At 39.7% G+C, this 12,528-nt stretch carries 13 protein-coding genes and 1 riboswitch; all 13 genes read right to left on the bottom strand.

Annotated features, from left to right (window positions below):
• Positions 1 to 1,885, bottom strand: a 1,885-nt coding sequence (locus ACNI3T_RS10070) for a dihydropteroate synthase (RefSeq protein WP_418227674.1), incomplete at its 3' end; no start/stop codon positions are given.
• Between the two features lies 1 nt (position 1,886).
• The gene (locus tag ACNI3T_RS10065; protein ID WP_418227673.1) at positions 1,887 to 2,900 is read right to left on the bottom strand and encodes a homocysteine S-methyltransferase family protein; all 1,014 of its coding nucleotides are present in this window, start codon (positions 2,898 to 2,900) and stop codon (positions 1,887 to 1,889) included.
• A gap of 51 nt (positions 2,901 to 2,951) precedes the next feature.
• A riboswitch (SAM riboswitch) is annotated at positions 2,952 to 3,055 on the bottom strand.
• An 85-nt stretch (positions 3,056 to 3,140) separates the two neighbouring features.
• Positions 3,141 to 3,647 carry a hypothetical protein gene (locus ACNI3T_RS10060; protein ID WP_418227672.1) on the bottom strand — a complete coding sequence of 169 codons (507 nt, stop codon included), beginning with the start codon at positions 3,645 to 3,647 and terminating at the stop codon, positions 3,141 to 3,143.
• Positions 3,647 to 4,069 (bottom strand): OsmC family protein, encoded by a 423-nt coding sequence (locus ACNI3T_RS10055; protein WP_418227671.1) that lies wholly within the window; start codon positions 4,067 to 4,069, stop codon positions 3,647 to 3,649. Before ACNI3T_RS10055 ends, ACNI3T_RS10060 begins: the two co-directional genes overlap by 1 nt.
• Before the next feature lie 69 nt (positions 4,070 to 4,138).
• Positions 4,139 to 5,203: an NAD(P)/FAD-dependent oxidoreductase gene (locus tag ACNI3T_RS10050; protein WP_418227670.1), complete on the bottom strand. Its 1,065-nt coding sequence runs from the start codon at positions 5,201 to 5,203 to the stop codon at positions 4,139 to 4,141.
• Entirely contained in the window at positions 5,196 to 5,789 is a 594-nt protein-coding gene (locus tag ACNI3T_RS10045; protein ID WP_418227669.1) for a precorrin-2 dehydrogenase/sirohydrochlorin ferrochelatase family protein, read from the bottom strand. The genes ACNI3T_RS10050 and ACNI3T_RS10045 overlap by 8 nt, the downstream gene beginning before the upstream one ends.
• Position 5,790: 1 nt before the next feature.
• Positions 5,791 to 6,582, bottom strand: a complete 792-nt coding sequence (gene cobA, locus ACNI3T_RS10040) for a uroporphyrinogen-III C-methyltransferase (RefSeq protein WP_418227668.1) — start codon at positions 6,580 to 6,582, stop codon at positions 5,791 to 5,793.
• Complete coding sequence (locus tag ACNI3T_RS10035; protein WP_418227667.1) at positions 6,575 to 8,668, bottom strand: HEPN domain-containing protein; 2,094 nt, start codon at positions 8,666 to 8,668, stop codon at positions 6,575 to 6,577. Before ACNI3T_RS10035 ends, cobA begins: the two co-directional genes overlap by 8 nt.
• A 159-nt stretch (positions 8,669 to 8,827) precedes the next feature.
• A complete protein-coding gene (locus ACNI3T_RS10030) occupies positions 8,828 to 10,072 on the bottom strand; it encodes a sulfate adenylyltransferase subunit 1 (RefSeq protein WP_418227666.1) in 1,245 nt (414 codons plus the stop codon).
• A gap of 13 nt (positions 10,073 to 10,085) precedes the next feature.
• On the bottom strand, positions 10,086 to 10,985 hold the full coding sequence (gene cysD, locus ACNI3T_RS10025) for a sulfate adenylyltransferase subunit CysD (protein WP_418227665.1): 900 nt from the start codon (positions 10,983 to 10,985) through the stop codon (positions 10,086 to 10,088).
• A 10-nt stretch (positions 10,986 to 10,995) separates the two neighbouring features.
• Complete coding sequence (locus tag ACNI3T_RS10020) at positions 10,996 to 11,625, bottom strand: phosphoadenosine phosphosulfate reductase domain-containing protein (protein ID WP_418227664.1); 630 nt, start codon at positions 11,623 to 11,625, stop codon at positions 10,996 to 10,998.
• Positions 11,626 to 11,712: 87 nt separating this feature from the next.
• Positions 11,713 to 11,970 carry a DUF2061 domain-containing protein gene (locus ACNI3T_RS10015; protein WP_089661410.1) on the bottom strand — a complete coding sequence of 86 codons (258 nt, stop codon included), beginning with the start codon at positions 11,968 to 11,970 and terminating at the stop codon, positions 11,713 to 11,715.
• Positions 11,971 to 12,085: 115 nt separating this feature from the next.
• Complete coding sequence (locus ACNI3T_RS10010) at positions 12,086 to 12,502, bottom strand: RrF2 family transcriptional regulator (protein ID WP_418227663.1); 417 nt, start codon at positions 12,500 to 12,502, stop codon at positions 12,086 to 12,088.
• Positions 12,503 to 12,528: the final 26 nt, after the last annotated feature.

Raw genomic sequence — 12,528 nt, 5'->3', positions numbered from 1 at the left:
TATCTGGATAGCGGCCATGCAGATCCCAGCTTCTGAAAAATGGAGACCAGTCGATATAATCGAGTAATTTAGAAAGATCAAAGTCCTCGACAACCTGTGTTCCCAGTTTATTCGGTTTTTTGATCTCAGTATTCTTCCAGTCAATCTGAAATTTATTTATGCGAGCTTCTTCAATACTTAGAAATGATTTGACCTTACTTCGTTTCTTGAAATTAAGGCGGAAAGTATCATAGTCGGTTTTAAGGTCGCGCTTGTATTTTTCTTTCGTACTCTCCTTTAGCAACTGTCCAACAACCGTCACCGCACGGGAAGCGTCATTTACATGTGCAACCGCATTCTTATATTGGGGATCTATTTTAACTGCGGTATGAGCTTTAGAAGTTGTTGCACCACCTATCAATAAAGGGACAGAAAAATCCTGACGTTCCATTTCCTTCGCCAGAAACACCATCTCATCCAGGGACGGAGTGATAAGTCCGCTAAGACCAATTACATCTACATTCTCTTTTTTGGCAGTTTCGATGATCTTCTCCGGTGGCACCATCACACCAAGATCGATGATCTCGTAGTTATTACATCCCAAAACTACAGCCACGATATTTTTACCAATATCATGCACATCACCTTTGACAGTAGCCATTAATACTTTTCCAGCCGACTGTCTTTTATTCGATTTATCGGCTTCGATATAAGGTAATAAATGCGCTACGGCTTTTTTCATTACACGGGCAGATTTTACTACCTGCGGCAGAAACATTTTACCACTTCCGAAGAGATCACCAACTACGTTCATTCCGGTCATCAAGTGACCTTCGATAACATCTAAAGGTTTTTCAGCTTCAATTCGCGCCTGTTCAATATCTTCAAGAATATAGGCATCAATCCCTTTTACCAGAGCATGTGTAATTCTATCCTGTAATGCATTCTCGCGCCAGGAAAGGTCTATTCTATTCTCCTTTTTACGACCCACGACATTTCCAGCAAAGTCCAGTAAACGCTCAGTAGCATCATTCCTGCGATCTAAAATCACATCTTCTACGTGTTCCAGAAGTTCTTTTGGAATCTCATCATATACCTCCAGCATCGAAGGATTTACGATGCCAATGTTCATCCCAGCCTTGATCGCATGATATAGAAAAACCGAATGCATGGCTTCGCGTACCGGGTTATTCCCTCGAAAGGAAAAGGAAACATTGCTTACTCCACCGCTCACACTACAGTGCGGCAAATTCTCTTTGACCCATCGTGTACCTTCAATAAAGTCGATCGCGTTTCTTTTGTGTTCATCCATTCCTGTTCCCACGGGAAAGATATTGAGATCAAAAATGATGTCTTCGGGAGGAAATTTTACCTGATTGACGAGAATGTCATAGGAGCGTTTGGCAATTTCAATGCGACGTTCATAATTATCTGCCTGCCCTTTTTCGTCAAAAGCCATCACGATCACGGCGGCGCCGTAGCGTTTTATTTTTTTGGCATGAGCGATGAATTCTTCTTCACCTTCCTTTAAACTGATGGAATTCACCACGCATTTGCCCTGAACTACCTGAAGTCCGGCCTCAATGATCTCCCATTTGGAACTATCGATCATAATAGGAACACGGGAAATATCGGGTTCAGCAACCAAGATATTGAGGAACTTTATCATGGCTTCTTTCCCTTCAATAAGGCCATCGTCCATGTTCACGTCGATGATCTGTGCACCATTTTCTACCTGTTCCCGGGCAACTTCCAGCGCTTCATCAAACTTCTCTTCTTTAATGAGACGCAGGAATTTTTTAGATCCGGCAACATTGGTTCGTTCTCCTACATTTATAAAATTACTATCCGGTGTGATCACCAGCGGTTCCAATCCGGAAAGTTTTAATGGTCTTATTTGTGACATTCTAGATACTTTCTGTTTCGAGCTGTGGTAAGACTCTAGGTTTGTAATTAGAAGCGATTTCAGCAATTGCTTTAATATGTTTTGGTGTGGTTCCGCAGCAACCACCGAGAATATTTACCAGGCCTTTATCAAGATATTCTTCAATTTGAGCTGCCATTTCCTGAGCATCCTGATCATACTCCCCAAAGGCATTAGGTAAGCCGGCATTAGGATAGGCCGAAACTCCTGAATTAGCATATCGATTTAAAACTTCCAGATGCGGAGTTAGTTGTTTCGCTCCCAAAGCGCAGTTAAAACCGACACTTAATAAAGGAATATGAGATACTGATATTAGAAAAGCTTCTGCAGTCTGGCCGGAAAGGGTTCTTCCGGAAGCATCGGTAATGGTTCCGCTTACAATAATTGGAATATCAACAATCAATTCTTCTTTCAGCTCTTCGATGGCAAAAAGAGCAGCTTTCGCATTCAACGTATCAAAAACGGTTTCTACGAGAAGAACATCAACATCACCTTCAATTAAAGCTTTTGCCTGTTGTTTGTAAGCTTTCCGAAGTTCATTAAAAGAGATAGCGCGATAGCCGGGATCGTTCACATCCGGACTCATACTAGCCGTTTTGTTGGTGGGACCTATTGCACCAGCTACGAATCTTGGTTTCGATGGATCTTCAGCAGTGACTTGCTCCGCAACTGCTTTGGCAATTCTGGCCGACTCAAAATTAAGCTCGTAAACGAACTCTTCCATTTGATAATCGGCCATCGCAATGGTAGTTCCGGAGAAAGTATTGGTTTCTACAATATCGGCTCCGGCATCAAAGTATTTTCGATGGATGGTGGCAATAGCTTCAGGTTGGGTAAGGGATAGCAGATCATTATTTCCTTTCAAAGAAACGGGCCAGTCGGCAAAACGTTTTCCGCGGAAATCTTCTTCAGAAAATTTATATTCCTGAAGCATGGTACCCATGGCACCGTCTAATATTAATATTTTTTGAGAGAGTAACTCTTCTAATTTCGACATGATTATTCAAATAATACGATATCAAAAAAAGAAGACTGGAAAGAATTCTGTTTGTTATCTATCCGAGACTGAACTCAGTAGAATGTAGCACCTTCTCCAAAGGAGGGTTGCTAAGGTTTCACAGGGTCTAATCCCTCAACCTTTCTTGATAACGATTGTTAGTAAACAATGAACTTACGAGACAAATATAGGGTTCAGCCTCTAAAAACCAAGGCTTTTGGCAAAAAATTAATCTGATTGTTAAAATGAGAAATTTCCGCTTTGCTGAACCTTCAGCAAATTATTTTCACTTAATTCCTTCAGAAATGATTTAAATTCTTCTTTCATTTCCTTGTTGGAAAGAGTAATTTCAAGATCTCTCTTTTCTCCAGATCTATGGGTAAAATATAAATGGTTCTTATTTCCGTAGATCGAGTGTTTCCAGAAACTGGCATACCCTACATAATCGAAACCAAGATCCTGTAATTCTGTGATCTTATATATTTTTGATTCATTCTCCTTTTCAATAATGATCTCATCGCGAGTGATCCTTAATAGGCCTAAAGTCCTTGGTTTTAGAAAACTTTGCCCTAGTGCGATAAACATACAGATAACATAAACCGTATGCGCTGAATGCAACAGCCATGGATTTTCCGGTTTCCAGACATACGCGATCACACCGCTACCCAGTAATAATGCAGCTAGCGGAATTCGGACTTTCCATGAGGGATCCCAGGTCTTTACAATTCTCGTTTCAAACGAATTCACTATATAACTTTTTCAGAATTAAGGTTCACACTATATGAGATCTCCGCAGCTTTTTCCAGCATTTTCGAAACTGAACAATATTTATCCATAGATAATTTCACCGCTCTCGCCACTTTTGATGCCGGAACGTCACCCTTCAGAATAAAATCAAGATGAATCTTTTTGAAAACATTAGGAACAGCGCCATCTTGACGATAACCATCTACCTCAACCTGAAGATCTTCCAGCTCATGATTTTGCTTTCTCAGGATCATCACAATATCTATACTGCTACAACCAGCAATTCCCCTCAGCAGAAGATCCATGGGACTGGCCCCCTTTGGCTCCTCATCAGATTTATTATCCAGCATTACTATATTCCCGCGCTCATTTACAGTCTCGAACAGGTAATTCTCGTTGATTCTCTTTAAGCTGATCTTCATTTTTTCAAATTTTCAATAAATATAGGAATTCTCATACTTCTGAAGAGTAACCTTAGTTACCAAGATCTTCTAAACACTAATACTTTTAACCACTTCTCGTTTTGCTTCTTTTTTTGTACCGTCGAAACCTTGCACTCCGCCCACAGTAGTGTACTTCAGCACGTATTTCTTATCAGGATTAATTCGTGCATACGCACTCTGGCACATGATCGCAGCTTCGTGAAATCCGGAAAGAATTAGCTTTAGTTTGCCTTTATAAGTATTCACATCGCCTATCGCATAAACCCCGGGAATATTCGTCTGGTAATCATAAGAATTATCTACTTTGATCGCATTCTTCTCGATCTCCAGTCCCCAGCTGCCAATTGGCCCTAGCTTGGGAGAAAGACCGAATAACGGGATGAATTCATCCACTTCCCTGAATTCTTCACCACGCGCTTTATCTTTATGCCTAATAACCACCTGCTCTAAATGATTTTCACCTTTTAAGCCCACAACTTCTGCGTTTGTGATCATTTCAATTTTTCCAAGTTTAGCCAATTCTGAAACTCTTTCTACGGAATCCAAAGCTCCACGGAATTCCTCTCTTCTGTGTACTAAAGCAACTTCAGCAGCAACATCGGCTAAATAAATAGCCCAGTCTAAAGCAGAATCCCCGCCACCAGCGATCACCACACTTTTATTACGATACACTTCAGGATCCTTGACAAAATAAGATACTCCCTTATCTTCAAAATCTACAATGTTGGGAATTGGAGGTTTCCGTGGCTCAAAAGAACCAAGTCCGCCAGCAATTGCAACAACGGGTGCATGATGCTGAGTGCCTTTATTAGTAGTAACTATAAATGTTCCGTCATCCAGTTTTTCTAAAGTTTCTGCTCGCTCCCCAAGTGTAAAACCAGGCTCAAAAGGTTTTATTTGCTCCATTAAATTCTTAACAAGATCACCAGCAAGGATCTCTGGAAACGCCGGAATATCGTAAATAGGTTTTTTGGGATAGATCTCAGAACACTGTCCGCCTGGTTGAGGAAGAGCATCGATAAGATGTGTTTTTAGTTTTAGAAGTCCCGCTTCGAATACGGTAAACAATCCTGTGGGTCCTGCACCAATGATCAGGATATCTGTTTTAATCATTTTTCTGCTTTTTATAAATTAAAGACTCAGTAATACTATTCATTTGTTCCACTTTGGCTTCGAAATCACCTTTGATGGATTTTCGATATTCATTCAAATTCTCCACCATTTCGTTCACATTTTCGGGAATCACTTCTTCAAAAAACTGTCGTAAACGCTTTGCGGTCGTTGGTGATTTTCCATTAGTGGAAATGGCGATTTTCACATGCCCTTTATTTACGATCCCGCCCATATAGAAATCGCATAATTCTGGTGTATCTGCGATATTCGCCAGTAAAAATCTCTTTTTTGCATCTTTATACACTCTTTTATTAAGCTTTGCATCGTTTGTTGCAGCGATTACAAAATGCCGCTTCTTAAGATATTTTCGTTTATACCTTCCCTTCGTCAATTTAGCTCCGTGTTTTCTGGCAAGCTCTTCTGTTTCCGGTAAAAACCATTTTGCTACCACCTCTACCTTCGCATTAGGACTGGATTTAAATAGAAAATGAAGCTTTTCGTGACCTACATTTCCACCACCAACTACCAGGATATTAAGTTGATTCACTTTTAAAAAAACCGGATATAGTTCGTTTCTCTCTTCCATTCTAAGCAGCTCCAATGTTTACATATCCCTGTTGTTTCGGAAGACTTTTCACGTTCTGAAAAACTGTTTGTAAAGCATTCGCTTCCTTCACGACCTCACCAATCACTATAATCGCAGGCGCTCCCAGTTTTTTTTCTAAAGCTATCTTCTCAATAGTTCTTATCGTTCCAAAGCCTGAATTTTCATTAGCAGTAGTACCATTCTGAATAATTCCTACGGGTAAATCTTGCTTTCCAAAACAACTGAAGATCTCCACTATCTCCTTCAATTTTCCCATTCCCATCAGGATTACTACGGTTGCTGTAGATTGTGCTGCCAATTGCACGTCATTAGATAAATTCTTCCGGGATGTGGTTCCCGTGATCACCCAGAAACTTTCAGAAGTGCCTCTTTGCGTCAGCGGAATTCCAACATTTGCCGGTACCGCAATGGAAGAGGTTATTCCTGAAACAACCGCAGTTTCCAGTCCATGCTTTCGAGCATAGATGATCTCCTCAGACCCTCTTCCGAAGATGAATGGATCTCCTCCTTTAAGTCTTACCACATGACCTTTTTCTGTAGCATATTTTACAATTAGTTCATTGATCTCATCCTGAGAAAATCGGTGCTTATCCTTTCGTTTCCCCACGAAAATATGTCTCGCCTGGGGTGCATATTCCAATAGATCTCTATTAATAAGTGCATCGTACAGAATCACATTAGCCGACTTTAAAGTATTTAAAGCCTTCACTGTAATTAATTCCGGATCACCCGGACCTGCGCCTACTACCGTTAGTTTTGCTGAATTAAACATTTTGTACCTCCTTCGTTCTATAAGCATCTACTCTATTCAGAAATAACTGCGCATCCTCTAAATACTTTCTGGCGAAGTCTTCGCTGGGTTCATGCTGGTTTAACTGGTATGTAAATTCTTTAAAAGTGGTCGCCAGATCGATCTTGCCGGTTTCAACGAATAGTTCATCGAATTGCGCAATGATTCCAGCGTGGGTATTCGTCTTTACATCTTCAGCCAGCAGCAAGGCTTTCGCTGAATTTACAATCGAAGTATACGCGTGATAAATACTGTCTGCCCAGTCCTTTCGTTCCAACGCAGATTTCGCATTATCGATCTTCTCTTCACTTTCAAACAATAATGTTGCAATCAGGTCAATGACCACCCCGGCACATTCCCCTACTCCTACTGCCTTAATATATGGGGTTTCATGTCCCCAATCCACGAACTCATTCTCGGAAATATTTGAAGTATCTGCCAGATCTTTCAGCAAGTCATAGAAATAGGTTTTCTCTTTACGATCATAGTACTCTACAAATTTTTCCTGCGCTACTGAATTTGCCTCAAAATCGTTCAGAATTATCCTTAAAGCTTCAGGACCACGTTTACTGGGAACTTTGACAAGTTTATCTCCAAATCTACCTTTACCATTCCCGAGGGTTCCCCCACCAAGTAACACCTGAAGTGCCGGAGCTACCGTTTTTCCGACTTTTATAGACATTCCCTGGAAACCAATTTCAGCCATATTATGCTGTCCACAAGCATTCATACAACCACTAATTTTTATGGTTATATCCTTTCCATTAGTGAATTGCGGATATTCTTCTTTGAGAACATCTTCCAGCACATCGGCAATTCCAGTGCTGCTGGCAATACCAAGATTACAGGTATCGGTGCCCGGGCAGGCGGTAATGTCTACACTCTTATTGTATCCAACTTCTGCATAACCCAGTTTTTTCAGTTCAGTATAGAAAAAAGGCAGTAAATCCTGGCGAACGTGACGAATCAAAATATCCTGTCTTAAGGTTAATCTTAACTCGTTACCTCCGTATTTTTTAATTAGATCTGCCAGCTGCCTCGCTCCACGAGTATAAAAATCACCAAGTGGCACACGAATTCCAATAGCGAATAATCCTTCCTGCTTTTGCTCAAAAACATTCGTTTGCTTCCAGTTTTCAAATTCTTTCTCATCTTCGATTTCTACGGAAGGAAACTCAACTTCCTGCAATGCTGGAGCTGCTTCGAATCTTTCAATCTCAAATTCAGGTTGTTCTTGCGAAAGTGCCGTCTTTTGTTCAGCTACCAGTTCCATAAATGCTTCTTTTCCAATATCCTTCAGAAGAAATTTCATCCTGGCTTTTAGACGTTTAGCACGTTCCCCATGTCGATCAAAAACCCGGAGTACACCTTCAATTAGAGGTATGATCTCTTCCGCAGGTAAAAAGTCATATAACTCATCTGCATGCCGGGGTTGTGAGCCCAGACCGCCACCAAGCATTACTTTGAATCCGCGTTTTCCATCCTTCAGTTTGGCAATAAAACCAAGATCATGGATATAGCTCAGAGCTGTATCCTCATCTGAAGAAGAGAAGGACATCTTAAATTTTCTACCCATTTCCTGGCAGATTGGATTCCGAAGAAAAAATTGAAAGACAGCGTGTGCATAAGGTGAGACATCGAAAGGCTCGTTGGGATCTATCCCAGCGGTTGGCGAAGCAGTAATATTTCTTACTGTATTCCCGCAGGCTTCCCTAAGAGTAACATCATCTTTTTCCAGTTGCGCCCAAAGCTCGGGAGTTCTGTCCAGGCTCACGTAATGAATCTGGATATCCTGCCTGGTTGTAATATGCAATCGCCCCTTTGAATACTCATCTGAAACATTGGCGATCCGGTGTAATTGTTCTGAAGTTACCTTTCCAAACGGCAGTTTTATACGAACCATTTGAACTCCAGACTGTCGCTGTCCATAGACTCCACGTGCCAGGCGCAGGCTACGAAACTTCTCTTCATCAGCCTTTCCTTCGCGAAAAAGCCTGATCTTTTTTTCTAAATCCAGGATATCTTTCTCGACTACAGGATTTTCAATTTCGGTTCTAAAACTTTGCATGATCTTGATTATTTAAATGAAAAAAGTCCTTTTAAGAATGACACTTAAAAGGACTTTTTATAATTCAGTTTATAAAATGGACTTCTAAGTATGAGGCGAATAGCACATACACATATTTGATAAAATGTTGATATTGAGGTTGTTCATTTTTTGGTGATATTATTTTATAAATCCTACTCCGGCCGTGGTATTAGTTTGAGTATCTATAAGAATAAATCGACCATTTGTTCGATTCGTATTATAACTGTCGACATAAATAGGTTTACTTAGTTTGATCTTTACGCTACCAATATCATTTAGACTCAAAGAAGTTACATTCTCTTCGGCTCCAAAATTCGAATCGATATGACTTTCTACTTTATCTATTTTAGCCAGAACACCGTTAGTATTATGTTGTAAAACATATTTTTTGCCCGGAACCAAAGGATGATTATCCATCCAGCAAACCATGGCATCCACAACTTTTGTTTCTTCAGGAACCTCTTTGGTTTTCACCAGCATATCTCCTCTGGCGACATTTATATCATCTGCCAGGCTAATAGTTACAGAACTTCCTGCTGGAGCTTCATCAAACGTTTCTTCAAAAAAATGAATGTCTTTGATTTTAGAGGTCGTCAAGGATGGCAATACGGTTACTTCATCTCCTACTCTCAAACTATTACCACTAATTTTTCCAGCATATCCTCGATAATCATGAAATTCTTCGGTTTTAGGTCTTATCACTGTTTGAACAGCAAACCTGGCCTGACTTTCTTCCGCAAAATCTTCAGCTTTGAGATCTTCGAGATGTTCCAGTATGGTTTGCCCTTGATACCAAGACATTGCAGTAGATTTTTCAGCAATATTCTCTCCCCATAAAGCGCTCACCGGAACAAAGGTGAGTTTCTGATCCTGGAAATCACTTTTACTTCTCAATTCATCAAATTCCGTAATGATGTCATTGAATACATCTTCAGAGTAATTGACAAGATCCATTTTGTTAATAGCGACTATAACTTCTTTGACCCTCAACAAATTATTTATAAAAAAGTGCCGGTATGTTTGTTCGATAACTCCCTTTCTGGCATCTATAAGTATAATTGAAGCTTGCGAAGTTGATGCACCGGTCACCATATTCCGTGTATATTCAATATGCCCCGGAGTATCGGCGATAATATAACTTTTCTTTGGTGTTGAAAAGTAGATATGAGCCACATCTATGGTTATCCCCTGTTCTCTTTCTGCTACGAGACCATCTGTGGCTAGTGAGAAATCCAAATAGTCCAGACCATTTTTCTTACTCACCCTATCAATGGCTTCAAGTTTATCTGAAGTTAAAGATTTGGTATCGTAAAGCAGTCTGCCAATGAGTGTACTTTTACCATCATCAACGCTTCCTGCTGTTGCTATTTTTAATACTTCCATTCTATTCTTTATTTTAGAAATAACCTTGTTGCTTTCTTGTTTCCATGGCGGCCTCAGATCTTTTATCATCGATTCTTGCACCTCTTTCTGAAATAGCTGACTCCCTTATTTCCTTGATAATCTTTTCTACGGTATCTGCTCCAGATTCCACTGCAGCCGTACAGGTTATATCTCCCACAGTTCTAAATCGAACGGTTTTCATTTCTGTAATCTCATGATCGTCTTTGTAAACGTGTTCTGAAGCTGTCCAAATCAACCCGTCTCTTTCAAAAATCTCCCTCTCATGAGCGAAATAAATGGAAGGAATTTCAATCTTTTCAGCATCTATATAACTCCATACATCCAGCTCTGTCCAGTTAGAAATTGGAAATACTCTAACATTCTGGCCCATATCAATACGACCATTTAGCATATCAAAAACCTCCGGTCGTTGGTTCTTTTCATCCCATTCTCCAAAGTTATTTCTTACTGAAAAAATTCTCTCTTTAGCACGAGCTTTTTCTTCATCCCTTCTTGCGCCACCTATACATGCATCGAACTTATATTCTTCAATGGCACTCAAAAGAGTATTGGTTTGCAATGAATTCCTGCTGGAATACCTGCCTTTTTCTTCAATAGAAACTCCGCTGTCAATATCATCCTGAACTTTTCGTACAATAAGGTTCAGTCCAAGTTCTTCAACTAATCGATCTCTGAACTCGATAGTTTCAGGAAAGTTGTGACCGGTATCTATGTGCATTAATGGAAAAGGAATCCTGGCAGGATAGAAGGCTTTTTGCGCTAAGCGTAACAAAGTGATAGAATCCTTACCACCCGAAAACAATAGCACGGGATTTTCGAACTGAGCCACAACTTCCCGCAAGATGTAAATAGCTTCGCTTTCTAACGTATTTTGATTTAAAATCGAACTCATTTTTAAACTTTTAGGTGTGTAAACCACACTCTCTGTTATCTAATACTTTTGTAGGGTCGAAATACTTGAATTCATTCGGTAGCTTATGCTCTCTTAAATACCCATCTAATTTTTCGTCTGACCAGTGGTAAAAAGGACTAACCTTCAGAAGACCGTCCTTACTATAACTTAGAATATCGATGCTATCTCTAAAATTTGTCTGTCCTTTTCTGAGATTCGTAAACCACACGTCAGGATTTTGTTCAGTCATTGCTCTTTGAAAAGGTTCCAGTTTTACCTGCCTGGTAAATTCCTCATGATCTGGAGAATCTACACCAGGAATACCGCTAAAAAATGCGTCTCTATAAGCAGCCGTTTCTTTTGGTATGTAGAGTTTTACATTAAGATCTAAATGATCTATAAGAAATTGAGCATGTTTATAGGTAGGCAGGGTATTGTAACCTGTGTCGCACCAAATTATCTTCATAGTACTTTCTACCTGAGTACAGGCATGTAAGATTGCTGCTTCATAAGGTCTGAAATTGGTAGTAACTACTGGATTATTACTTAATGCTAAAACCCATTGAATTATTTCTGAAGGAGCTACACCCCGTAACTGACTGTTAAGTTTTTCTATTTCTGAATCGCTAAACTTTCTCATCTGTCTTTATGATTTAATTCTGGTCAATTGCGAATAACCAGTTACTATTTCGCATTAGTATAATTTCCGGTTCGCTACTATTTAAAGCTAATCTTTGCCATAGGGGATTAAATTCCAAAGCCGTTCGTGACCAAAGTACAGGATCATTTTTGTCACCAGTTCTACAGATCCAATTGCGAGAGCGGTTTCTATTTTTCCAGTAAGAAACCATGCAATCATGACCGTATCCAGGGTTCCAACTATTCTCCAACTAATAGTTTTTAGAATACTTCGAAGCGGTCGTTCTGTAGTCCTATCTTTTTTATAGGTACTTTTTTCTTTAGTTTGATTCAGTAACATCAACATACTTTCTTCATTAAAAACTATAATCCTATCGGTTTACTGGGTTTTAAGCAAAACTAGACTTCGTTTATTTAAACACCAATTTATTTCTCTGTAAAATTTTATTTTAACACCCTTGTCATTGCTTTAAGGCAATGTCTGCAAGCGTATTCTCTCCAAGTACATTCAGCGATGCATCTCTAACCTGTATCATTAATTTATGAACAGAACAGGTGTCCTCATCTGGACAGTCATCGCATTTTTCATAGTAATTAAGGCTCACACATGGAACCATGGCAATGGGTCCTTCCAGTACCCTGATCACTGCGGTCATCTTAATTTCTGAAGGCTTTTTTATTAAATAATAACCTCCACCTTTACCCTTCTTTGATCCTAGAAAGCCAGATTTTCTGAGTTCCAGCATAATACTCTCCAGGAACTTCTGAGAAATATTCTCACTTTCTGAAATTTCAGAAGCCTGAACAGGGAATTTTTCATCTTTTCGCGCTATGTATGTTAGCGCTTTGATGCCATACTTGGTCTTTTTGGAAAGCATGAAACGAAAATAAAAAATTTCCGACT

The sequence above is a fragment of the Christiangramia qingdaonensis genome (assembly GCF_048381525.1).
In the GTDB taxonomy this organism is placed as follows: domain Bacteria; phylum Bacteroidota; class Bacteroidia; order Flavobacteriales; family Flavobacteriaceae; genus Christiangramia.
The sequence above is the reverse complement of the archived record's forward strand: the minus strand, read 5'-3'. Positions and strand labels throughout refer to the sequence as shown.